Source organism: Acinetobacter sp. YH12236, assembly GCF_013417645.1.
Lineage (GTDB): Bacteria > Pseudomonadota > Gammaproteobacteria > Pseudomonadales > Moraxellaceae > Acinetobacter.
Window position 1 is genome coordinate 136,940 of sequence record NZ_VPDM01000001.1, and the last position, 23,241, is coordinate 160,180.

Annotated in this window: 20 protein-coding genes and 1 tRNA gene; 10 read left to right on the plus strand and 11 right to left on the minus strand. The window is 42.8% G+C overall.

Translation table 11 applies throughout. The features are described 5' to 3' along the window. Window positions 1-50: 50 nt before the first annotated feature. The 3 genes from greA to carA all read right to left on the minus strand — a co-directional run bounded on the left by greA (window position 51) and on the right by carA (window position 4,996). Entirely contained in the window at window positions 51-527 is a 477-nt protein-coding gene (gene greA / locus FTV14_RS00720) for a transcription elongation factor GreA (protein WP_005236827.1), read from the minus strand. 85 nt (window positions 528-612) lie between these two features. Next, a complete protein-coding gene (gene carB, locus FTV14_RS00725; protein ID WP_159123473.1) occupies window positions 613-3,843 on the minus strand; it encodes a carbamoyl-phosphate synthase large subunit in 3,231 nt (1,076 codons plus the stop codon). A 13-nt stretch (window positions 3,844-3,856) separates the two neighbouring features. Continuing rightward, window positions 3,857-4,996: a glutamine-hydrolyzing carbamoyl-phosphate synthase small subunit gene (carA, locus tag FTV14_RS00730; RefSeq protein WP_005236823.1), complete on the minus strand. Its 1,140-nt coding sequence runs from the start codon at window positions 4,994-4,996 to the stop codon at window positions 3,857-3,859. A gap of 310 nt (window positions 4,997-5,306) precedes the next feature. Here carA and FTV14_RS00735 point away from each other — a divergent pair, with 310 nt between their 5' ends. Next, window positions 5,307-5,795: a hypothetical protein gene (locus FTV14_RS00735; RefSeq protein ID WP_004784804.1), complete on the plus strand. Its 489-nt coding sequence runs from the start codon at window positions 5,307-5,309 to the stop codon at window positions 5,793-5,795. Window positions 5,796-5,897: 102 nt separating this feature from the next. Further along, the gene (locus FTV14_RS00740) at window positions 5,898-6,122 is read left to right on the plus strand and encodes a hypothetical protein (protein WP_159123475.1); all 225 of its coding nucleotides are present in this window, start codon (window positions 5,898-5,900) and stop codon (window positions 6,120-6,122) included. A 276-nt stretch (window positions 6,123-6,398) separates the two neighbouring features. Here FTV14_RS00740 and FTV14_RS00745 read toward each other — a convergent pair whose 3' ends face one another. Together FTV14_RS00745 and yhbY are read right to left on the minus strand one after the other, a co-directional pair. Further along, entirely contained in the window at window positions 6,399-6,938 is a 540-nt protein-coding gene (locus FTV14_RS00745) for a DOMON-like domain-containing protein (RefSeq protein WP_180010604.1), read from the minus strand. 11 nt (window positions 6,939-6,949) lie between these two features. Further along, window positions 6,950-7,273, minus strand: coding sequence for a ribosome assembly RNA-binding protein YhbY (yhbY, locus tag FTV14_RS00750; protein WP_004784797.1), 324 nt, complete (start codon window positions 7,271-7,273; stop codon window positions 6,950-6,952). Between the two features lie 196 nt (window positions 7,274-7,469). Here yhbY and rlmE point away from each other — a divergent pair, with 196 nt between their 5' ends. The 5 genes from rlmE (at window position 7,470) to FTV14_RS00775 (ending at window position 12,214) form a co-directional block, all read left to right on the plus strand. Further along, window positions 7,470-8,120: a 23S rRNA (uridine(2552)-2'-O)-methyltransferase RlmE gene (gene rlmE, locus FTV14_RS00755; protein WP_004784794.1), complete on the plus strand. Its 651-nt coding sequence runs from the start codon at window positions 7,470-7,472 to the stop codon at window positions 8,118-8,120. A gap of 133 nt (window positions 8,121-8,253) precedes the next feature. Beyond that, entirely contained in the window at window positions 8,254-10,143 is a 1,890-nt protein-coding gene (gene ftsH / locus FTV14_RS00760) for an ATP-dependent zinc metalloprotease FtsH (RefSeq protein WP_034170205.1), read from the plus strand. Between the two features lie 106 nt (window positions 10,144-10,249). Beyond that, window positions 10,250-10,864 (plus strand): GNAT family N-acetyltransferase, encoded by a 615-nt coding sequence (locus tag FTV14_RS00765; protein ID WP_180010606.1) that lies wholly within the window; start codon window positions 10,250-10,252, stop codon window positions 10,862-10,864. Window positions 10,865-10,942: 78 nt separating this feature from the next. Further along, complete coding sequence (gene folP, locus FTV14_RS00770) at window positions 10,943-11,794, plus strand: dihydropteroate synthase (RefSeq protein WP_180053132.1); 852 nt, start codon at window positions 10,943-10,945, stop codon at window positions 11,792-11,794. A gap of 105 nt (window positions 11,795-11,899) precedes the next feature. Continuing rightward, window positions 11,900-12,214 (plus strand): DUF5713 family protein, encoded by a 315-nt coding sequence (locus FTV14_RS00775; RefSeq protein WP_125278212.1) that lies wholly within the window; start codon window positions 11,900-11,902, stop codon window positions 12,212-12,214. 28 nt (window positions 12,215-12,242) lie between these two features. Here FTV14_RS00775 and FTV14_RS00780 read toward each other — a convergent pair whose 3' ends face one another. The 3 genes from FTV14_RS00780 to FTV14_RS00790 form a co-directional block, all read right to left on the minus strand. Next, a complete protein-coding gene (locus tag FTV14_RS00780; RefSeq protein WP_005236809.1) occupies window positions 12,243-12,932 on the minus strand; it encodes a hypothetical protein in 690 nt (229 codons plus the stop codon). A 93-nt stretch (window positions 12,933-13,025) separates the two neighbouring features. Continuing rightward, window positions 13,026-13,111: transfer RNA gene (locus FTV14_RS00785), tRNA-Leu, on the minus strand. A gap of 170 nt (window positions 13,112-13,281) precedes the next feature. Continuing rightward, a complete protein-coding gene (locus FTV14_RS00790) occupies window positions 13,282-14,010 on the minus strand; it encodes a hypothetical protein (RefSeq protein ID WP_159123479.1) in 729 nt (242 codons plus the stop codon). 168 nt (window positions 14,011-14,178) lie between these two features. Here FTV14_RS00790 and FTV14_RS00795 point away from each other — a divergent pair, with 168 nt between their 5' ends. Further along, window positions 14,179-14,685: a hypothetical protein gene (locus FTV14_RS00795; RefSeq protein ID WP_180010610.1), complete on the plus strand. Its 507-nt coding sequence runs from the start codon at window positions 14,179-14,181 to the stop codon at window positions 14,683-14,685. 38 nt (window positions 14,686-14,723) lie between these two features. Here the strand turns inward: FTV14_RS00795 and FTV14_RS00800 are convergent, their stop codons facing one another. From FTV14_RS00800 to FTV14_RS00810, 3 genes are all read right to left on the minus strand, one after another. Next, on the minus strand, window positions 14,724-15,002 hold the full coding sequence (locus FTV14_RS00800; RefSeq protein WP_159123481.1) for a hypothetical protein: 279 nt from the start codon (window positions 15,000-15,002) through the stop codon (window positions 14,724-14,726). A 55-nt stretch (window positions 15,003-15,057) separates the two neighbouring features. Next, window positions 15,058-16,380 carry a hemolysin family protein gene (locus FTV14_RS00805; protein ID WP_004784777.1) on the minus strand — a complete coding sequence of 441 codons (1,323 nt, stop codon included), beginning with the start codon at window positions 16,378-16,380 and terminating at the stop codon, window positions 15,058-15,060. A gap of 131 nt (window positions 16,381-16,511) precedes the next feature. Next, on the minus strand, window positions 16,512-17,501 hold the full coding sequence (locus FTV14_RS00810) for a LysR family transcriptional regulator (RefSeq protein WP_004784775.1): 990 nt from the start codon (window positions 17,499-17,501) through the stop codon (window positions 16,512-16,514). Window positions 17,502-18,181: 680 nt separating this feature from the next. On the opposite strand from FTV14_RS00810, the gene FTV14_RS00815 reads away from it, so the two are divergent. Together FTV14_RS00815 and FTV14_RS00820 are read left to right on the plus strand one after the other, a co-directional pair. Continuing rightward, window positions 18,182-19,783: an isocitrate lyase gene (locus FTV14_RS00815; protein WP_180053133.1), complete on the plus strand. Its 1,602-nt coding sequence runs from the start codon at window positions 18,182-18,184 to the stop codon at window positions 19,781-19,783. 256 nt (window positions 19,784-20,039) lie between these two features. Beyond that, the gene (locus tag FTV14_RS00820; protein WP_180053134.1) at window positions 20,040-23,135 is read left to right on the plus strand and encodes a multidrug efflux RND transporter permease subunit; all 3,096 of its coding nucleotides are present in this window, start codon (window positions 20,040-20,042) and stop codon (window positions 23,133-23,135) included. Window positions 23,136-23,241 lie beyond the last annotated feature (106 nt).

Genomic DNA, 23,241 nt, shown 5'->3' on the forward strand with positions numbered 1-23,241 from the left:
AAAAACCCCTCATCTGAGGGGTCTTACAGCCTAAAATATCTAGTTAAAAATTAGATATATTCAACGCTTACAATTTCGTATTCGACTTCACCTTGTGGTGTCACGATTTTCACATCGTCGCCTTCGTTTTTACCCAGCAGGCCACGCGCGATCGGAGAGTTCACAGAGATCTTGTTGATCTTAAAGTCTGCTTCATCATCACCCACGATTTTGTAAGTTTTGCGTTCTTCAGTGTCTAGATTCTCAATAGTCACAGTGACACCAAAAACTACACGACCGTTTTGCTCCAGTTCTTTAACATCAATCACCTGGCAAGCGCCCAGTTTACCTTCGATGTCCTGAATACGGCCTTCACAGAAACCTTGCTGCTCACGCGCAGCATGATATTCCGCGTTTTCTTTTAAATCCCCATGCTCACGTGCCTCTGCAATCGCTGCAGTAATACGTGGACGATCCACAGTTTTCAGTTGGTGTAATTCTTTCTCTAAGGCAAGTTTGCCTTCGGGAGTCATAGGATAACGTTGCATAGTTGTCCCTCAGTAATAAAAATGAAAGTCTATAAATGAAAAAAAGCCCGCCACCGAGAAGGTGACGGGACTTCTCAGTAACGAATTAACCTACTGTTAAATCTTGCAAACGATATACATCCATTGGCAATTTAATTGCTAAAGCTTGGCATACAGCATCAGCACCATTCAGGGTAGTGGTATGGTATACCTTACCTTGAAGCGCAGAGCGACGGATCGAGAATGAATCCTGCTGAGCTTGTTTACCCTCAGTGGTATTGATAATGAGGTGAATTTCACCATTTTTCAAGCGGTCTACAATGTTTGGACGGCCTTCGGTTACTTTATTTACACGTTCACATTCAATACCTGCAGCTTTAATTACATCGTATGTGCCGCCAGTCGCAAGAATCTTGAAGCCAAAGTCAGCAAGCTGCTTCGCAATACCTACCGCACGTGGTTTATCAGAATCACGTACAGAGATGAATGCATGTTTCACTTCGCCTTCAGTTGGCAGACCTGGTAAACGATCGTTAGAGCCTAGAACAGCTTTGTAGAACGCTTCACCAAATGTTTTACCAACGCCCATTACTTCGCCTGTTGATTTCATTTCAGGGCCAAGGATCGGGTCAACACCAGGGAATTTGTTGAATGGGAATACTGCTTCTTTCACAGAGAAGTGAGCAGGGATAATCTCTTTGGTAAAGCCTTGAGACTCAAGAGATTGGCCAGCCATACAACGTGCAGCTACTTTTGCTAAAGATTCACCGATACATTTAGAAACGAACGGAACCGTACGAGAAGCACGAGGGTTCACTTCCAAAATGTAAACGTCATCGCCTTTCACCGCAAACTGAACGTTCATCAAGCCTACAACGCCAAGCTCTTTAGCCATAGCGATGGTTTGACGACGCATTTCGTTTTGCACGTCTTCAGACAATGAATATGGAGGAATCGAACATGCAGAGTCACCAGAGTGAATACCGGCTTGTTCAATGTGCTGCATAATACCGCCGATCACCACGTCTTTACCGTCAGATACGCAGTCCACGTCAACTTCAATCGCATCATCAAGGAAGTGATCCAGAAGAACAGGCGCTTCATTCGATGCTTGTACAGCATCACGTAAGTAGCGTTTTAATTCTTCGTCGTTATACACGATTTCCATCGCACGACCACCAAGGACGTAAGAAGGACGTACAACCAGTGGATAACCCACTTTAGCTGCTTCTGCCATACCTTCTTCAGCAGATTTTACGATGCTGTTATTAGGTTGACGAAGTTGCAGACGTTGAATCATTTGTTGGAAACGTTCACGGTCTTCTGCACGGTCAATCGCATCTGGAGATGTACCGATAATTGGCGCACCAGCTTCTTCCAAAGCACGAGCCAGTTTCAGTGGAGTCTGACCGCCGTACTGAACGATAATACCTTTCGGCTTTTCAGTACGTACGATTTCAAGAACGTCTTCAAGTGTAATCGGTTCGAAGTACAGACGATCAGACGTGTCATAGTCAGTTGAAACCGTTTCAGGGTTACAGTTCACCATGATGGTTTCATAACCGTCATCACGCATTGCCAGGGCAGCATGTACACAGCAGTAATCGAATTCGATACCTTGACCAATACGGTTAGGACCGCCACCAATCACCATGATCTTGTCACGGTTAGACGGATTAGATTCACACTCTTCATCGTAAGTTGAGTACATGTACGCTGTATCAGATTCAAACTCTGCTGCACATGTATCCACACGTTTGTAGACTGGAGTTACGCCCAGATTCCAACGGTGCTTACGGAATTGTTTTTGTGAAATACCCATCAGGTTGGCAATACGGTGGTCAGATAAACCTTTACGTTTAAATGAACGGATATTGTCAGCGTTAAGATCACCAAAACCTAAAGATTTGATTTGTTCTTCAGTTTTAACGATGTCTTCGATCTGGATCAGGAACCAGCGGTCAATATTGGTTGCCGCAAATACTTCATCAAGCGTGAAACCGTGACGGAATGCATCAGCCACATACCAGATACGTTCTGGACCTGGAACTTTAAGTTCTTGAAGAATCTTCTCGCGCGCACCTTCAGTACCCACTTCGATTTTTTCATCAAAACCAGTTGCGCCAACTTCAAGACCGCGAAGTGCTTTGTTCACAGACTCCTGGAAGTTACGGCCGATCGCCATCACTTCACCTACAGATTTCATCTGTGTAGTTAGTGTCGCATCAGCTTGCGGGAATTTTTCGAAGTTGAAACGTGGAATCTTGGTAACAACGTAGTCAATTGCTGGTTCGAACGATGCTGGAGTTGTACCGCCAGTGATGTCGTTTTTCAGCTCATCAAGGGTATAACCAACAGCCAGTTTCGCTGCGATTTTCGCAATCGGGAAACCAGTCGCTTTAGATGCCAGTGCAGATGAACGCGATACACGTGGGTTCATCTCGATGATTACCATACGACCATCTTTCGGGTTAATACCGAACTGAACGTTAGAACCACCCGTTTCAACACCGATTTCACGAAGAACTGCTAAAGATGCATTACGCATCAACTGGTATTCTTTATCAGTCAGTGTTTGTGCAGGCGCAACAGTGATCGAGTCACCGGTGTGTACGCCCATTGGGTCAAAGTTTTCGATCGCACATACAATGATACAGTTGTCGTTTTTGTCACGAACAACTTCCATCTCGTACTCTTTCCAGCCAATCAATGATTCATCGATCAATAATTGGTGAGTAGGAGAGAGGTCGAAACCGCGTTCACAGATTTCCAGGAATTCTTCACGGTTGTAAGCAATACCACCGCCTGAACCACCCATCGTAAATGATGGACGGATAATCACAGGGAAACCGAAGCGCGCTTGAATCTCAAGTGCTTCTTCCATTGATTCAGCAATAGCCGCTTTTGGACATTCCAGACCAATTTTACGCATTGCTTCGTCAAACAGTTTACGGTCTTCTGCTTTTTCGATAGCTTCTTTGGTCGCGCCGATCAGTTCAACGTTGTATTTTTCAAGAATACCGTTGGCATCCAGTGCAAGGGCACAGTTCAGTGCAGTCTGGCCACCCATCGTCGGAAGCACAGCATCTGGACGTTCTTTTTCAATGATTGCTGCAACAGTCTGCCAGGTAATCGGTTCGATATACGTTGCATCTGCCATTGCAGGGTCGGTCATAATGGTCGCTGGGTTAGAGTTCACCAGAATAACGCGGTAGCCTTCTTCACGAAGCGCTTTACATGCTTGAGCACCTGAGTAGTCAAACTCACATGCTTGACCGATGACGATCGGACCAGCACCAATGATCAAGATGCTTTTAATGTCAGTACGTTTAGCCATGATGCTTCCTTAATTACTTCTTAGATGCTTCGATAAGTTCGATGAAATGATCGAACAATGGTGCGCAGTCATGTGGACCAGGGCTTGCTTCAGGGTGACCCTGGAAGCTGAACGCAGGTTTGTCTGTACGATGGATACCTTGGTTTGTACCATCAAACAGTGAGCGATGAGTCACACGCAATACCGCAGGCAGGGTGCTTTCATCCACTGCGAAGCCGTGGTTTTGAGAAGTAATCATCACTGTACCAGTTTCGATGTTCTGTACAGGATGGTTAGCGCCATGGTGACCGTGCGGCATTTTTACCGTTTTAGCACCCGATGCAAGAGCAAGAATCTGGTGACCTAAGCAGATACCAAATACTGGAATTTCAGTTGTTTCAACAATTGTTTTTACAGCTTCAATTGCGTAGTCACATGCAGCTGGATCGCCAGGACCATTTGACAGGAATACGCCATCTGGATTTAACGCAAGTACTTTTTCAGCAGGAGTTTGTGCAGGCACCACAGTTAATTTACAGCCGCGGTCTGCGAGCATACGCAAGATGTTGGTTTTGACACCGTAGTCGTATGCAACCACATGGAATTTAAGTTCAGGTTGAGTAAAGCCTTTGCCAAGTGCCCATGAGCCTTCAGTCCATTCGAAACCGGTCGGATCACAGCATTCTTTCGCAAGGTCTAAACCACTTAAACCACCGAATGCACGTGCTTTTTCGACTGCTTCTTCTTCAGTGATGTTTTCACCCGCAAGGATACAACCGTTTTGTGCACCTTTATCACGCAAAATTCGAGTTAATCGTCGCGTGTCGATGTCAGCAATGGCAACTACATTGTGCTGTTTTAAATAATCACCGAGTGATTGATTCGCACGGAAGTTACTATGTAGTAAAGGAAGGTCACGGATAATTAAACCGTTTGCCCATACTTTATGAATACGACCTGATTCAGCGTCTTCTTCGTTGCAACCTGTGTTACCGATATGTGGGTAAGTTAGCGTTACAAGCTGCTGTGCATAACTAGGATCAGTCAAAATTTCTTGATAGCCAGTCATGGCAGTGTTGAAAACGACTTCACCAGTCGTACAACCCGATGCGCCAATTGAAGTACCTTTAAAGATAGTTCCGTCGGCAAGGGCTAAAATTGCTGGGGTGCTCAAACCAAAGCTCCTGAAATTTAGGCTGTAAAAAAGCGAGTAGACGAAAAAAAAGGAAGGTTAATTTTTAAACCTACCCTCCTATGTCTGCTCGCTTGAACTTAACACGGCATTATACGCAGAACCACCCTCCAAGTCCAATAGCTTTACAGCAAAAGTATGAGATAAATGGCTTGCTTTTTGCTTGAAAGTCTGTTTTACGAACAACGTAAAAAAATGTAAGCAATTAAGAATTGTCTAACAAATCAAATCTTAATTTTTATCAAAACTACTAATATGGATGAGTCGTAATATAACTATAGGAATAAGACACATGACTACAGCAGCGAAATCTTCCCAATCCAAGAAAAAGATCAATACCGTGGTTTCAGAAACGACTGAACAGCTTGAAAAAGTAGCAGCTGAAGCCAAAGAACAGGTGGTGGAAACCATCGAAGAAAGCAAAGAGAAACTTGAAGTCGAAGCGAAACAGCTGGGTGATACTGTGCAGGAGCAGTTACGTCAGTTGAAACAGGATCTGTTGCAACGGATCGATACTTTGAAAGAGCAGTTATTTGGTTCGCAAAAAGAACTGACTGAATTAACCAGCTTTATCAAAACCGAATTTACTGCAGTCATTGAAGACTTATCCAATATGGGTAAGGAACTGAAAGAAGATGTCAGCCAGATCTCGACCAAACATAAAGAGCATCTGACTGGTACATTCAAGCGCTCAAAAGATAGTACCATTGAAGTTCTAAAAAAGGTCAAACCCATGGTAAAAGCTGAAAGTTCAGAAAAAAGCCCTGAGCTGAAGAGTTAAGGGAAGACGCTGACTTAAATTGCATGAAAGGAGAACTGGATACGTTCTCCTTTGTCTTTTTGAGGCAAAACGGACTCACAATAATAATGAAAGGGGGTCACGATGCAGCAGCATTATTTTGTAGGTGTACTTTGTTTACTGACGCTGATTATGATGCTTAATCTGGAAAGTTGGTTGATGCGTGCACTTTATCTCGGTGTGATGATGTTATGTCTGGGATTCTTTGGACTAACTTTTGGAACGATTATCCTGATCATCTTCACGTTAACTGTAATTTTTTATGCCGCGGTAAAATCAGTGCAGGACAATTACCGCTTACATCACTAAAATGTCGAAAACAATTAAAATGAACTCTTAGTCTATCAGCTTAAATATCGTTTAAATTATTATTAAAGTAGCCAGCCCTAAGTGTTGAGAGCAGGCTAATTATTTCAATTTAATATTGACCTGAATCTACGTAGAGAAAATACAGAAAAATATTTTCTTCAAGCTATAACAGCGAACTTTGAGCGGATGAGCCGGAAAAGCCCATAAAAAAACGTGAGACTTTAATGCTCACGTTTTTTAATATCTTTGTTATCCAGCAAATGCTTTTAATCTGCATTAAAAGACATGCAGCCAATCCCGTTTATTGTGGAAGTCTGCTTCTGGGCTGCTGTGCTGCATCGCAAAGTATTGATCACCTTGTGAGGTTTTTAATACTGCTGTCAGACCAATAAACAGGTCTGCCCATTTAAGTTTATGCTCAACCATAAACTCGGTCAGATCCAGACTGACATTCAGACCATAATGGGTACGTTTAAGCTGATTCAGTTCGATATCGTATGCAGCAGGTGGCGGCATATCTTCCGGATAGCGATATTCCTCAAACTGATAGGCTTGCCAAGCCTGAGAAGGAGAGAGATTGATTTCACGATAATAATCTTCACCCTGAACCCCGATAAAGATTTCAAAGCAGGTCTGTTCCCACAAAAAATTACGACGGGGATGTGCAGTAACCATTTCTGGCCACAGCACGTACTGGTTGGGATCGCGCAACCAAAATCCGACATTCAAGCTGTATGGATTTTGCTGTTCGATGGCACCGACCAATGAGATTGCCTGAAAACGGCGATCAAATGCGCTGAGTTCGTAACTGGCCATAAATCCTGTACTTAGTTAGAAAGATGGGCAAAACGGACAAGATTGGATAACTTCTGGTTTTGCTTTGGTGCTTTCTTGTAAAGCAGCGCAATTTTACCAATAGTTTGTACCACTTCAGCACCTGTAGTTTCTGAAAGTTCAGCAATGAGTGCTGCACGTGCTTCACGGTCTTCAGCCACCACTTTTACTTTAATGAGTTCGTGATCATTAAGGGCACGATTTAGCTCTTCAACTACAGATTCAGTTAAGCCTTTGTCACCAAGCATTACAACCGGGTTTAATGCATGTCCAATTTGACGTAAACGCTTACGTTCCTGAATAGATAAAGACGCCATGAGAGATAACCTGATTTTTAAAACGGCTTAGTATAGCAAAAGCGAAAAATAAACGCTGTAAATTCTCAGGAAATAATCACTTGTAAATAATCGCAAATTACACCGGAATACTCAGATTTAGATACACATGTATACTGCAAAAAATGTGTTTTTCCCGTACAATGAATCATTAGAAGTTTTTTTTATTTAGAGAGTTATGGCAACACGCATTACCAACCAAAAGTTATCTAAAAGTAGTCGTGCGTGGATGAGAGAGCATCTTGATGACTTTTATGTGAAAAAAGCACAAAAAGAAGGTTATCGTGCCCGTGCTGCGTACAAGTTGCTAGAAATTCAGGAAAAATACGGCATTATCAAACCCGGCATGACGGTAGTGGACTTGGGTGCTGCCCCAGGAAGCTGGTCCCAGATTGCCGGAAAACTGGTCGGTGATAAAGGTCTGGTGATTGCATCAGACATCTTAGAAATGGATGCGCTACCTGATGTGACTTTCTTGCAGGGCGATTTCCGTGAACAAGAAGTATTCGATAAATTGTTAAATATTTTAAACGGACGCACAGTAGACGTTGTAATTTCAGATATGGCCCCCAATACATCAGGTAATAGAGCTGTAGATCAACCTCGTCAGATTTATTTATGTGAACTTGCTCTGGATTTTGCCAACAAGGTACTCGGTCCCAAAGGACAGTTTGTAGTGAAAGTATTCCAGGGTTCAGGTTTTGATGAATTTCGTAAAGAAGTCGTCAACAGTTTTGATGTATTGAAGACGATTAAACCTGCTGCATCACGTGCCCGTTCGAAAGAAGTGTTTCTGGTCGGACAGGGACGCAAGAAGGCTTTGAAATAAAGTTTACTTGCCAACACGTTAAAAATTGTGCATTTTGTAGGTTTTTACATTATTGCAAATTGATTTGCAGCTTATTGATTAAGGTCACCCTTCGAGGGCATGATCAAATTAGATTGGAATGGGAAATAAAGCTTTGAGCGATCTTTTTAAGAATGCCGTATTGTGGCTCGTGATACTGGGTGTGCTGGTGTTAATCTTCAGCAACGTCAGTGACCGCAATCAACCGACTACAATGAACTATTCGGAGTTTGTTGCCGCGGTCAATGCTGGCCAAATTAAACAAGTTACAATTGATGGCGAAAGAATTCGCGGTGAAAAATCAAACGGTTCAGAGTTTGAAAGCATTCGCCCGGCAGTTCAAGACCCAGAACTGATGCCAAGCCTGATTAAAAATAATGTGGTCGTTGAAGGTGAAGCGCCTCAACGTCAAGGCTTGCTCATGCAATTGCTGATTGCAAGTTTCCCTGTACTTCTAATCATTTTGTTATTCATGTTCTTTATGCGCAACATGGGTGGTGGTGCAGGCGGCAAGAATGGCCCAATGAGCTTTGGTAAATCTAAAGCGAAAATGCTATCTGAAGACCAGATCAAAGTAACATTTACTGATGTGGCGGGTTGTGATGAAGCAAAACAGGAAGTAGTCGAAATTGTTGACTTCCTGAAAGATCCTGCAAAATTCAAACGCTTGGGTGCGACTATTCCTAAAGGCGTCCTGATGGTGGGTCCTCCAGGTACAGGTAAAACCTTGCTGGCTAAAGCCATTGCAGGTGAAGCAAAAGTTCCATTCTTTAGTATCTCAGGTTCTGACTTCGTTGAAATGTTTGTCGGTGTCGGTGCATCACGTGTACGTGACATGTTCGAACAGGCAAAACGTCATGCGCCATGTATCATCTTCATTGATGAGATTGATGCAGTCGGTCGTCATCGTGGTTCAGGTACAGGTGGCGGTCATGATGAACGTGAACAGACTCTGAACCAGATGCTGGTAGAAATGGATGGTTTCGAAGGCAATGAAGGCATTATTGTCATCGCTGCAACTAACCGTGCTGATGTACTGGATAAAGCCTTACTTCGTCCAGGTCGTTTCGACCGTCAAGTCATGGTAGGTCTACCAGATATTAAAGGTCGTGAGCAAATCCTGAATGTACACTTGAAGAAACTTCCTTCTACTACTGGTGTAGATGTCAAAGTTCTTGCTCGTGGTACGCCAGGCTTCTCAGGTGCACAGTTGGCCAATCTTGTAAACGAAGCGGCATTATTTGCTGCACGCCGTAACAAGAACACAGTCGACATGCATGACTTTGAAGATGCGAAAGACAAACTGTACATGGGTCCTGAACGTAAATCGATGGTACTTCGTGAAGAAGAACGTCGTGCTACGGCTTACCATGAAGCAGGTCATGCGATTGTTGCAGAAATGCTTCCAGGTACAGACCCTGTGCATAAAGTCACCATCATGCCGCGTGGCTGGGCATTAGGTGTCACCTGGCAGTTGCCTGAATTTGACCAGACTAGCCATTATAAAGACAAAATGTTGAATGAACTTTCAATCCTGTTCGGTGGTCGTATCGCAGAGGAAGTCTTCATTAACCAGATGTCGACTGGTGCTTCGAATGACTTTGAACGTGCAACTAAAATGGCACGTGCAATGGTGACCAAATATGGTATGTCAGACAAGTTAGGTGTCATGGTCTACGAAGATGACTCTCAACAGTCTTTCATGGGTAGCATTGGTACCCGTACGATTTCTGAGGCCACCCAACAACAGGTAGATGCGGAAGTTCGTCGCATTATTGATGAGCAATACAAGGTTGCGCGCGATATCCTTGAAAACAACAAAGATATTGCCCATGCCATGGTGAAAGCGCTACTTGAATGGGAAACAATTGATCGTGAACAGATTCGTGACATTATGGAAGGTCGTGAGCCAAAACCACCTAAAGTTTATGTTTCAGACAATCCAGTGATTGATGTAACACCGACTGATGGTCCAATGACTCCTCCGCCATTACCAGCGAACTAAGTTAAAAATTAAAACCACCTTCGGGTGGTTTTTTTATGGCCATTGTTTTGTCATATCTAGTTGAATGCTATAGTCAATTCATAAAAATCACTGAGTAAAAATAAGAATGACTTTACCTGTTCTGGAATCTAGTATTTATCAGCTACGTTTGGAGCCACTGAGCTGGGAACATTTTGCAGACTTAGAAAATGCATGTGCCGAAGGGGACTTGGGGGAAGTGTTATATAATTCGGTACCTTACCTACATAAACTTAAACACTACTTTACCCAAGCTTTTGAACAGCAGTCCAAAGGTGAAAGAATGGCTTTTGCTGTGATTGATCTGAATTCGGGTCGCGCTATTGGTACTACCAGTTATCATGATATCAAGCCGGAAATTCCACGTGTTGAAATTGGCTTTACCTGGTATGCCAAACCTTATCAACGAACCTATGTAAACCGGGTCTGTAAATATCTTTTGCTGCAGCATGCATTTGAAGAGCTGAATGCTCAAGTGGTAGGCTTTCGGACTGATCATCTGAATCTTAAAAGTCAAAAAGCTATTGAAGCTCTGGGTGCCAAACAGGATGGCATCATTAGATGTCATATGCTGCGTAAAGATGGCATGACACTCAGAGATAGTTATATCTATAGTATTTTAAAAAGCGAATGGGTTGATGTAAAAGCGTTACTGCAATCCAAGCTGATGCAATATTCCAATAAGAACTATTTTGAAATCTAGCTATTGAATAGATTGAGCTTTGCTTTATTGATCTTTCCATAAGACAATACCGGGGTTATTGTGAACTAGGATTGAACCATGCAGCTGAAGCCACTACGACCACAGATCTGGACTTTCGGTCATTTGAAACTGGATTTGTCTCAGCCGCATGTGATGGGAATTTTAAATGTGACTCCGGATTCCTTTAGCGATGGGGGGCTGCACAATCAGAAAGATCAGGCAGTAGTAAAAGCCCTGGAAATGATTGCTGATGGTGCCACCGTAATTGATGTGGGTGGTGAATCTACACGTCCAGGTGCATCAGTCGTGGAAGTTGAAGAAGAAATCCGTCGTGTTGTGCCTGTAGTTGAAGAACTGGCCAAGCATGATGTGATCATCTCGATTGATACTTCACAGCCAGAAGTGATTAAAGCAGCCGTGAAAGCGGGTGCACATATCTGGAATGATGTACGCGCGCTCACTCGTCCACAAGCGTTAGAGACGGCAGCAGAACTGAATATTCCGGTGATCATCATGCATATGCGTGGTGAGCCGACTACGATGAATAATCTGGATCAGTATGATGATGTGACTCAGGATGTGATTCGGGAACTGTCACAACGGGTTCAAGATGCTCTAGATGTGGGTGTTAAAGCTGAACATATCATGATTGATCCTGGTTTTGGATTTGCAAAAAATGCCCAGCAAAATTTAAAGCTGTTGCAAGAGTTTTATAAATTGACAGAAATGGGCTATCCGATTTTGTCTGCTTTATCCCGCAAACGTTTTATTGGTGCTGCACTAGATGGTGCAGAACCACAAGCACGTGCAGTAGGCTCGGCTGCGGCACATTTGCTGAGCATTCAGCAAGGTGCCTGTATGGTTCGTGCACATGATGTCAAGGTAACATCAGACGCCATCAAAATCTGGAAAGCTATGCAAAATGCCTAAATCTGGGCTGAAAGACATATAGGAGCACAAGCTGTTTGGCTTTTAAACAGCAATGTGCTATACAGGCACGCTTAAGTTAGATTGTCATCTTTTAGAGTGCCTGTAATGTTTGCAGATTTACTTCTCCCCATGTTCGATGATGAATATTATCCCGATATTCTGGTTGCAGAAATCAAGCAACACATCGAACGTTTTGCTTCAAAAGTATCTAAATCCGGTTTATCAGATCAGGATGTATATCAGCTGGCCCATGAGACTGTGGCAGACATCAATGCCATGAAGCCACAGTTTGAAGATCTGGATTCGTCTCTGGATGATACTGCCGCAGACTATATTGCCGAGGCCATGATGATGGTCGTGCAAGAGCAGGGTCTGTTTGATATTGAAATGGAAGAACTGGTCGTTAATCGCGAATGGTAAAAAAAGCCCTGTTAAACAGGGCTTTTTTTTAATAATCTGAAAATACGTCTTTTAAATTTTTATAATGAATTTCATCCAGTAATTTCTGCTCTTCCAGCATGCAGCTATGATGCAAATCCAGATAATACTGTTTTAAATCTTTTTGATAAGGCACCGGTTCCGGCTCTTTGCTTTGCGATTGCTGATAAGACCAGTAAGCCAGCTGACGGATTTTCTGCAAACGTACCAATAGGGTGCTGCGAGTCGAAACTCTAAAGCAGGGCTCAACTAAAACCGGTACGAGGCTACTGAAAGCAAGCAGGGCCAAACAAGGCAAGGTAATAAATGCTGAGTGAAAATACTGATAATTTATAAATGACAGAATCGCAATCAGGGTTTGCATATACAGGCAGAGTTGCAAACGCTTGGCATAGCGAACAGAACTGTATTTCGCCTGAAACTGGGCGCGCCAGATATAAGGATAGAGCATGCCGATCATTACAATAGTACCTGCACTAAGCGCCTGATATTTTGAAGTCACAAAGTCAGGGTAAAACGGCAGCGAAAAGCACAGGCAACAAAATCCTGTGATCATGATCAGAATACCAATACGTAAATACAGATAGAGATCAGTGGTCTGGTTCAAATATTTATAACGGCCATAGCTGAGGCTGCAAAAGAATGCATCAGGATGGCGTAATTGCAATCTGGCTAGATCAAAAGAACGGGATGCAGACATGGGAAGGGCACATTCTATTGGTGATAATCACGCATAAAAAAAACCAGCTGAATGCTGGAGATTTTCATTGCACCATTCTAATCAGAATTAAAATGGTGCCCGAGGCCAGACTCGAACTGGCACGCTTTGTGGGCGGGGGATTTTAAATCCCCTGTGTCTACCGATTTCACCACTCGGGCATGTGCGCAATAATAGAGGACGAAATAAAGCTTGGCAAGTAAATTTCAATACGTTTGCTTTATTTTCAAGCAATTCAGTAGTTTAAATTAAAAAATTAAATCCATAATGCTAGATGATAAGCGTGAGAAGTCATGTAATTTTCTATTTCAGGCCGTGATTCATAAAACATTTACAGGTGCTCGTCCAGATAAGTATCGATATCGATGTATTTAATCTTCTTGCACTGCTCATGTTCCAGTTTAAACAAGCGGGTATGTAAATCCGCATAGTGCTGAAGCTGATTTTTCAATTCTTCATTTGGGGAGGTCGGCTTGGAATGAAAAAATAATTTCAGACGTAGTTTCCAGGTTTGTTGATAAGCCCAGAAACAGATGCGACGTAACTGCTGCAGTTGATATTGTTCAGTGCTATTGGTAGCAGGGCGGAACATATTTTCTTTATAGAACCGTACAAAACCAAAACTGATCCCGAAAAAGAATAGAATCCACATGGTCATACTGCTTTGTAGAAAAACCAGATTCAGCGCTTCCAGCACAATGACTACAGTGAGTTTAATCGGTGTATGTCTTAAAAACTGATAGAGGGAATGAGAAGAGTGCCGGATCTGCTTGATCACTAGTGGAACCACCAGCATCAGAAATAACAGAATAGTCAGAATTGCATAAGCTTGCGCCTGAAAGTCTGGGGCAGTTGATAGCTTAGAGGAATAAACATCTTTGAGAACCAGGCTAATCGGTACAAAGATCATGGCAGCCAGCACCCAGGGAATCAGTTCCTTGAGATCACTTAAAATACCCTTGGTCTTGATCTGGCCATAAAACAGATAATTTCTTTTGAAGGCAGCGGGATAAAGCAGTTTAAGTTGCTGCAATAAAAGATCAATCTGTTTGGTTTGCATGATAAAAAGTAAATAAGAAACTTGCCGCCTACTATAGCCAATTTACGCCAGAATGATAGAGATGATCCGGATTTTGCAATTATTAGAGTTGAAGCTAAAGATTTTAATTTTTTAGTGAGGATTTATGCGAAAATAGTCCATTGCATATTTATTTTTTAGGGACAGTTTATGACTGATCAATCTCCTGCGACGCTAAGCGACATCGAAATTTTAGACATCCTTCAAACCATGAAGAATGATGAGCTAGATACGGAAGCAAAAGAAGTTATTCGTCAGGGTGGTAAAGCGGGTCGTCAGGAAGCGCATAAACAGGCGCTGGTTGTATTGAATCAGTCATTTGAAGAAAAATTTGTTGAAGCAGTTTCTCTGGCCCTGAATCTGAATGAAGCCCAAATCAAAAAAATCCGCTATAAGAAAGACCGTATCCGTATTTTAAAAGCACGTGGTATTGATTACCTTGCAATTGATGGTGCGGAAACTGCCTTTGTACTGGCACAGATTGCACAGGCGATTCTACGTGAAGATGCGGTCGTCACTCATGACTTACATAATATTTTCCCATTCTGGAAAGAAGGCTGGCCAATGGTGCAATTTGATAATACCTACAAAATTTTGCAGGAAGATATCCAGATCCATTATCAGGCAGTCCTTGAAGCACTTTTATCAAAAATCTAAATTGAATTGAATGTAAAGAAGCACCTTCGGGTGCTTTTTTAATGAGAATAAAATAGGGAAAGCAGCCAACGCACAGGAAAGATAAACAGCCGCCACCAGGTGATGAGTGGATAATAAAAATATTCGCCTATTCTTAAAGTCGAATCAAATCCTTGCCGACGCCGCTCATAAGGATAGGGAGTCAGCCAGATTGAAAGTAAAATGAGCACAATTGCTAGGATCAGAAATATAGGCTGTTGATCTTGCATAAAGAAGAAATAGAATAAATATAAGGCCGAATAAAAACTCAGACAGGCGAGTAACGCAGCAATATTCATAAAAGTCTCATTATTATTGTTTTTGGAGTTTTAAAAAAATTGAAGAAGAACCAGATTATTCTGATTCTTCTGTCGGTGGCTTTTTCACTTCCAGCATACGTGTAACCAGTAACTGGTCAATCTTGAAATGATCAACATCGACAACTTCAAACTTGTAACCCGCATGTAGCACAATATCTGCAGGACGTGGAATCTTGCGCAGCTTGAACATCATAAAACCAGCTAGGGTTTCATAGTTCTCTTCATCTGGCATTTCATCAATTTCCAGCGCATGTTTGATGTCTTCAATGGGCGTACTGCCATCAATCAACCATGAATTGCTGTCACGCTTAATGATCTGCTGGTCTTCTTCCAGGGGAGTAACCCAGTCGCCCATCACGGTAATCATAATGTCGGAAAGGGTAATCACACCTACGACCAAGGCATATTCATTAATAACGACGGCGAACTTTTCCTTGGTTGAACGGAAGCGATCCAGTAATTCAGATAGAGTCAGTGTATCTGGAATGGTTAGAACCGTACGGATGGTATTTTCATTTAACTGAAGTAAAGACTGATTATTCAGAATACGAACCAGAATATCTTTGGAGTCGACATATCCAATCACATCGTCGATATTTTCATTACAGACCAAAAACTTGGAATAAGGAAATTCAGCCAGTTTTTGACGAATACTGGCTTCTGATTCTTTCAAGGTAAAGAACACCACATTTTCGCGAGTCGTCATACTGGAAGGAACATTACGTTCTTCAAGCTCAAACACGTTCTCAATAAAGTGATGTTCCTGTTTCTGTAACACACCTGCCTGAGCACCCGCATCCATTACCGCAGAAATATCCGCAAAGGTAATATTATCATCTCGGATGGTATTCACTTTAAATAAGCGGAACAACAGGTTCGCAATGGCATTGATGAACCAGGCCAGTGGTTTACAGATTTTGATAAATACCTGAATTGGATTAATCACCGAGACAGAAATTTTTTCTGGAGCGATCATGGCCAGACGTTTCGGCATCAAGTCCGCAAACAGAATAAATAATGAAGTAACTGCAGTGAAGGACAGGCTGAACGCAATCGTTTCAGTCCAGGGACCTTGATAAAATCTGGAAAGTAAATTGATGATATAAGGGCGGAAGGCGCCTTCACCTAAAATACCGCCTAAAATGGCAACGGCGTTTAAGCCGATTTGGGAAGCTGCAAAAAAGTCAGCAGAGTTTTCTTGTAAATCTAAAACTTTTTGAGCGCGAATATCTCCCGATTCAGCCAAAATTTTTAATTTGACCTTACGGGCACCTGCAAGCGCGATTTCTGTTAATGATAAAAAACCGGCCCCCGCGATGAGTAATAAGATAATCACGATGTTTTGAAAGAGGCTCACGAATCCACCTGTGGATTAATATGATCTAGCTAAAAATATTTTTAACACAAAAAAAGACTTGAGGTACAAATAAAGCAACTCAAGTCTCTAGAGTATAAGCTTAAAAATGAGCAATTTAGCTAATATTCAATTCAATAATGCGAAAATTGCGAATTATTCATTAAAAATTCACGATTTTCTTCTTCGATCATCTGACGGGCTACATATAGAATCAGCTGACGTAACCAGCGATGGGCGGGATGATGATGCAATAAAGGACACCACGCCATCTTCAATTCAAACTCAGGAATATAGAATGGTGGGTCTTTAATGAGTAAGTTCTGGTTTTTGGCTTGCAGACGTGCAATACGGGTCGGTAATGTTGCTACAAGATCGACATTGGCAGCCAGAAGACCAGGCATCTGATAATGACGGGTAAATACCGAAATCTTACGTTTTTGGCCAATACGTTCAAGAGCCTGATCAATCCAGCCGAGACCCGCCTGTTTCTCAGGGTTTACCCCAAAGCCAACGCCCATACCGGTTTTCGATACCCAGATATGCTGTGCATCCAGATAGCTTTTCAGATTCAGGTTGCCCGCAGCCGGATGCTTGTTATTTAACAGGCAAGAAAAGCTGTCACGCCAAACCAGTACCTGATGGAAGCTTTGCGGAATTTCATTAAAACGGTTAATCGCCAGATCAACTTTACCTTGTTCCATGTCACGATAGGACACATCACTTGGGGTTAAGAAGTCGAGAACCACATTCGGTGCTTCTGAACGTAATGCTTTCACCAGGCGTGGTACCAGTGTAGCTTCAGCATAATCTGAAGTCATGATGCGGAAAACACGGTTTGAAGTATAAGGGCGGAACTCGGTACGCGGTTCCAGAATCATGGAAAGATCCGCTAAGGCGTCACGGATACGAGGTTGGAGTTCTAGCGCACGTTCTGTTGGGGTCATACCTTCAGAAGAGCGAATCAGGAGAGGATCATTAAATAAATTTCGTAAGCGACGTAAAATGTTACTCATCGCAGGCTGGGTTACCCCAAGTTGTTCTGCTGCACGCGTGACATTTTTTTCACGTAAAAGTACGTCAAGATAAATGAGGAGATTAAGATCGACCCGCTCCAGATTCATAAAAAAAATACCGAAAATAAAATTATGAAATTATATGGATTATGCCATAACTACTATAGCTTGTGTACGCAACTGATGAAAAAAAGCCCAGCTGATTGTACTGAAATACCTTTTTAGAGTCTCTTTCACCGCAGATTTTGCCAGTCTGAATCCTTCTCTATTTTTAAGAGCAGAAAGGAAATCTGGCTGCCTTCGAAACGAAAGAAAAGTATTTCTAAGAAACAGAGGGAATTAGCAAATAATGTGCCAGGTTTGATAAAAAATATTTCAACAAATAAATGAAAAATAATTCTTTTGAAATAAGTATTCTAGGTTTTAAGGCTCATAAAATAAACAAAAATTGCTGAAATTAGGCGCTGCTAAAGTCTTGCAAGACTTAAGTCTAATGAATATTTTTTGCTCTTATTGCTGATGTTTTAGACAAAATCCAATTTCAAAAATTCAAAAATAAAATATAAAATACAATAACTTATAAAAAATTGATCAATATATAATTAGACTTTCATCTACATATTTTTTAAATAAATAATGATAATTCTTGCAGAATATTGGATTAATTTTTCGAAGCCCACTAATCTTTAGCTATCCCAACGGATCGTCGAAAATCTGAACAAGTCATTGAGGGTGTGATTTGAGCGGTTCGTTGCAGAAAAATCCTAATATTAATACAGGAATATATCATGACTACATACCAAACAGCGATTGATGCAATCCGCGAATTAAAAGCGAAATTCGGTAACACTTGGGCAGACATCAGTCCTGAAGATGCTGCGCGTATGCAACTTCAAAACCGTTTCAAAACTGGTTTAGACATTGCTAAATATACAGCGGCGATTATGCGTCGTGATATGGCTGCTTATGATGCAGACTCTAGCAAATACACTCAATCACTAGGCTGCTGGCACGGTTTCATCGCTCAGCAAAAAATGATTGCGAACAAAAAATACTTCGGTACAACTGAACGTTGCTATATCTACCTTTCTGGCTGGATGGTTGCTGCACTTCGTTCAGAATTCGGTCCTCTTCCTGACCAATCTATGCACGAAAAAACTTCTGTTCCTGCATTGATCGAAGAAATCTACACATTTTTACGTCAAGCTGATGCGAAAGAACTGAACGACCTGTTCCGCGCACTTAAAAAAGCTCAAGACGCTGGTGATACAGCTAAAGCTGCTGAAATCACTTCACAAATCGACAACTTCCAAACTCACGTTGTGCCAATCATTGCGGACATCGACGCTGGTTTCGGTAACGAAGAAGCGACTTACTTACTAGCTAAGAAAATGATCGAAGCGGGTGCTTGTGCACTTCAAATCGAAAACCAGGTTTCTGACGCGAAACAATGTGGTCACCAAGCTGGTAAAGTTACAGTTCCACACGAAGACTTCATCGCGAAAATCCACGCTCTTCGCTATGCATTCCTTGAAATGGGTCTTGACGACGGTATCATCGTTGCACGTACTGACTCTGAAGGCGCTGACTTGACTCAAAAAATCCCAGTGGTTAAAGAGCCAGGCGACATCGCTTCTCAATACATCAGCTACTTAGACACTCAAGAAATTGACATCTCTGAAGCACAAGAAGACGAAATCCTGATCAAACGTGATGGCAAACTTCACCGTCCTAAACGTCTTGCTTCTGGCTTGTACCAGTTCCGTGAAGGCACTCAGATCGACCGCGTTGTACTTGACTGTATCACTAGCTTACAAAACGGTGCTGACCTTCTTTGGATCGAAACTGCGACTCCAAACGTAGCTGAAATCGCTCACATGGTTAACCGTGTACGTGAAGTTGTGCCAAATGCGAAACTTGTTTACAACAACTCTCCATCATTCAACTGGACACTGAACTTCCGTCAACAAGCGTACGACCGTTGGGTTGCTGAAGGTAAAGACGTATCTGCATACGACCGCGCTAAATTGATGAGCGCTGAGTACGACGATTCTGAATTGGCTGCTGAAGCTGACGAAAAAGTACGTACATTCCAAGCAGACGCTTCTCGTGAAGCAGGCGTGTTCCACCACTTGATCACTCTGCCTACTTACCACACAGCTGCTCTTTCTACTCACGAGCTTGCTCAAGGTTACTTCGGTTCTGAAGGTATGTTGGCTTATGTTGCTGGCGTACAACGTAAAGAAATCCGCGGTGGTATCGCTTGTGTGAAACACCAAGCAATGGCTGGTTCTGACATCGGTGACGACCACAAAGAAATCTTCGCTGGTGACAACGCGCTTAAAGCGGGTGACGATGCGAAAAACACAATGAACCAATTCTCTGCTTAATCAGCTCTGAATCGATTCTAAAAAAACCCTGCGCAAGCAGGGTTTTTTTATGCCTAAAATAAAAATAATAACCTTATAAATTGTTGAAATAGCTAGATGAAAGGCAAAATCTTCATATTTTCTTCATGATTCAATTTTATACATATTTTTCTGTGATCAAGCCTTGCATTCTCTAGGCCACTGCCTGAATATCCTTAAGCTGACTCAATAATGCAACGCTTTCCATAATTCATTAAATTCAAAGTGATTCAGACTTATGCTGTCTAAGTTTTTCATTCATCGTCCTATTTTTGCAGGTGTGCTGGCCATTGTAGTCATGGCCATTGGACTTTTTGCGGTGATGAATTTACCTGTTGAACGTTATCCGGATATTGCACCGCCTCGTATTACTGTGGCAACAACCTATACCGGTGCATCTGCAGAAACAGTAGAAGAAAGCGTGACCCAGGTGCTGGAACAGCAAATTAAAGGTATCGACCGCTTGCTGTATTTCAGCTCAAGCAGTGATTCCCCAGGTCGAAGCCGGATCAGCATCAGTTTTGAAAATGGTACCGATCCAGATACAGCACAAGTACAGGTTCAAAATGCGATTAACGGGGTTCTCAATCGTTTGCCAGATGATGTCCAGCGACAGGGCGTGAATGTCTTCAAATCTCTTGGCGATACCCATATGGTCATCGGTTTGTATGATGAGTCACGGCGTAGCAGCAATATTGAACTGTCTGATTATTTGACCACGCATCTGGAACAGGATATTTCCCGAATTGATGGCATTGGGGAAGTGGATGTTTTTGGTTCACAGTTCGCAATGCGCATCTGGCTGAATCCAGCAAAATTGAAACAATATAACCTGATGCCAAGTGATGTGCGGGCAGCGATTGAATCACAAAATACTCAAGTGGCAGCCGGCGCAATTGGGGACTTGCCAACAGCCGATGATCAGTATCTGAATGCCAAAGTCACATCAGGCAGCCGTTTAAAAACAGTCGAAGAATTTGAAAATATTATTGTGAAGTCTGCCCGGGATGGTAGCTTTATCTACTTAAAAGATGTTGCACGGGTTGAATTGGGTGCGGAAAATTATCAGTCATATAGCACCACCAACGGCTATCCTTCTGCCGGTCTGGGCATTTCACTGGCCTCCGGTGCCAATGCAATTGCGACGTCGAGTCTGATCAAGGCTGAAATCGAGCGACTCTCCCAGCAGTTGCCGGAAGGCTATAAAATTGCCTATCCGCGTGACAATACACCGTTTGTTAAAGAATCGATTAAAGAAGTCGTTAAAACTTTATTCGAGGCGGTCATTCTGGTCGTCATCGTGATGTTTATCTTCCTGCAAAACTGGCGTGCCACCTTAATTCCGACTGTAACTGTGCCTGTAGTTTTACTCGGAACCATGGCAGTACTTTATGTTTTGGGACTGAGTATTAATACGCTGACTTTGTTTGCCTTAGTACTGGCCATTGGCTTGCTGGTCGATGATGCCATTGTGGTGGTAGAGAACGTTGAACGTCTGATGCATGAGCAGCAGCTTACAGCCAAAGAAGCAGCACTGGAATCCATGCAGGAAATTAGCGGAGCATTGATCGGGATTACCCTGGTTTTAACCGCGGTCTTTATTCCCATGGCATTCTTTGGTGGCTCAACCGGGGTGATCTATCGTCAGTTCTCGATTACGCTCGTGGCAGCGATGTCTCTGTCGCTGATGGTCGCACTGATTCTGACACCTGCACTTTGTGCGCTGATTCTAAAACCAAATCCAAAACCTGCCAAGTGGGCGAGTTGGTTTAACCAGAAACTGGATGGTTTGAAGCATCGTTATCTGAAAGTTTCTAATGTCACTCTACAACATAAGGCCATTAGTCTGGTGCTGTTTGCCGGATTGCTCTGCGTATTTGCTTTATTTTATCGCGCCTTACCCACCAGCTTTTTGCCGAGTGAAGACCAGGGTATTCTGAATCTGCAAATCCGGCTGCAGGAAGGCGCGCCAATGAAAAACACCATTCAGGTCGGTGAGCAGATTCGTCAGTATTTTCTGGAAGAAGAAAAGGACAATATCGACTTGGTCATGCTACGTTATGGCCGTAACTTCTCAGGTACCGGTCAGAACCTGGCGACCGGTTTTGTTGCCTTGAAGCATTGGGATGACCGTGCTGGAGAAGAAAATACCGCGCAGGCGATTCGTGAACGTGCTATGAAGCATTTTCGCAGTAACCGCGATGCTCAAGTCAATATCAGCATGCCGGCTTCAGTGAATGGTTTAGGGCAAACCGACGGCCTGGATTTCTGGATTCGTGATATTAACGGTAATGGCCGTCAGTATCTGGAAGAGCAGTTCCAGAATATGCAGGCTGGAGCAGCTCAATATAGTAGCTTTGAAAATCTGGATAAGCGTTCCAATCCGGAAAAAGCCGAACTGAAAGTCAATATTGACCAGAAACAGGCTATGGCCAATGGTCTGAGTCAATCCGCAATCAACAGTACGCTTTCAGCGGCCTGGGGGGGTAATTATATTAATGACTTTATTGATCGTGGCCGGATTAAACGGGTGATTATGCAGGGCGATGCAGAATTCCGTTCCAAACCTGAAGATCTGGCGCAATGGCATGTACGTAATGACCTGAACGAGATGGTGCCTTTCAGTAATTTCGCTCAGGTGGACTGGAGTGGTGGTCCTGAGGTGGTCAACCGTTTTATGGGCTATACCTCGCTGCAAATGCAAGCGGATATGGTCAAAGGTTCCAGTTCTGGTGAAGCGATGCAAGATGTTGAAAATCTGGTGGCAGAACAGGATGGCATTGACGTGGTCTGGAGCGGTTTATCCTTTGAGGAAAAACAATCCAGTAATCAGGCAATCTGGTTATATCTGGTGTCGATTGGTTTCATTTTCCTGTGCCTGGCCGCTTTATATGAAAGCTGGACGATTCCGACTGCGGTCATGTCCGCTATTCCTCTAGGGATTGGTGGGAATATCATTTTTAGTTTTCTGGCAGATTTTCCGAATGATATTTACTTCCAGATTGCTTTGCTGACCACGATTGGTCTGTCCTGTAAGAATGCAATTTTAATCGTAGAGTTTGCGGCATTGGCTCAGGAAAAAGGTAAATCGGTAGTTGAAGCTGCACTTGAAGGTGCTTCACTGCGCTTGCGCCCAATCCTGATGACATCTCTGGCCTTTGGTGCTGGGATTCTGCCACTGGTCTTTGCTTTTGGTGCTGGTGCAGCCAGTCGTCGTGAGATTGGAATCAGTGTTTTTGGTGGAGTGATCTTTGGAACGATACTGGTGCTAATTTTTATTCCATTTATGTACGTTTTAATTCGCCAAATGACGATGAAGAAATCACATACATAATATCAATTGAGAATATAGCATTCTAAAATCCCCGTTATAACGGGGATTTTTTTATCGGAAATAAAAAGGTAAAGATTGGCTTAAATTTAAGCATGGTGTGAAAATT

What these genes read in the sequence shown, in the direction of transcription:
- FTV14_RS00740 (WP_159123475.1), top strand. Translation starts at nt 5,898, where the DNA reads ATGCAGCAGCATTATTTTGTAGGTGTACTTTGTTTACTGACGCTGATT.
- yhbY (WP_004784797.1), bottom strand. Translation starts at nt 7,273, where the DNA reads ATGGCGTCTTTATCTATTCAGGAACGTAAGCGTTTACGTCAAATTGGA.
- FTV14_RS00765 (WP_180010606.1), top strand. Translation starts at nt 10,250, where the DNA reads ATGACTTTACCTGTTCTGGAATCTAGTATTTATCAGCTACGTTTGGAG.
- FTV14_RS00800 (WP_159123481.1), bottom strand. Translation starts at nt 15,002, where the DNA reads ATGAATATTGCTGCGTTACTCGCCTGTCTGAGTTTTTATTCGGCCTTA.
- carB (WP_159123473.1), bottom strand. Translation starts at nt 3,843, where the DNA reads ATGGCTAAACGTACTGACATTAAAAGCATCTTGATCATTGGTGCTGGT.
- FTV14_RS00815 (WP_180053133.1), top strand. Translation starts at nt 18,182, where the DNA reads ATGACTACATACCAAACAGCGATTGATGCAATCCGCGAATTAAAAGCG.
- greA (WP_005236827.1), bottom strand. Translation starts at nt 527, where the DNA reads ATGCAACGTTATCCTATGACTCCCGAAGGCAAACTTGCCTTAGAGAAA.
- FTV14_RS00790 (WP_159123479.1), bottom strand. Translation starts at nt 14,010, where the DNA reads ATGCAAACCAAACAGATTGATCTTTTATTGCAGCAACTTAAACTGCTT.
- FTV14_RS00780 (WP_005236809.1), bottom strand. Translation starts at nt 12,932, where the DNA reads ATGTCTGCATCCCGTTCTTTTGATCTAGCCAGATTGCAATTACGCCAT.
- FTV14_RS00745 (WP_180010604.1), bottom strand. Translation starts at nt 6,938, where the DNA reads ATGGCCAGTTACGAACTCAGCGCATTTGATCGCCGTTTTCAGGCAATC.
- FTV14_RS00735 (WP_004784804.1), top strand. Translation starts at nt 5,307, where the DNA reads ATGACTACAGCAGCGAAATCTTCCCAATCCAAGAAAAAGATCAATACC.
- FTV14_RS00810 (WP_004784775.1), bottom strand. Translation starts at nt 17,501, where the DNA reads ATGAATCTGGAGCGGGTCGATCTTAATCTCCTCATTTATCTTGACGTA.
- FTV14_RS00820 (WP_180053134.1), top strand. Translation starts at nt 20,040, where the DNA reads ATGCTGTCTAAGTTTTTCATTCATCGTCCTATTTTTGCAGGTGTGCTG.
- folP (WP_180053132.1), top strand. Translation starts at nt 10,943, where the DNA reads ATGCAGCTGAAGCCACTACGACCACAGATCTGGACTTTCGGTCATTTG.
- FTV14_RS00775 (WP_125278212.1), top strand. Translation starts at nt 11,900, where the DNA reads ATGTTTGCAGATTTACTTCTCCCCATGTTCGATGATGAATATTATCCC.
- rlmE (WP_004784794.1), top strand. Translation starts at nt 7,470, where the DNA reads ATGGCAACACGCATTACCAACCAAAAGTTATCTAAAAGTAGTCGTGCG.
- FTV14_RS00795 (WP_180010610.1), top strand. Translation starts at nt 14,179, where the DNA reads ATGACTGATCAATCTCCTGCGACGCTAAGCGACATCGAAATTTTAGAC.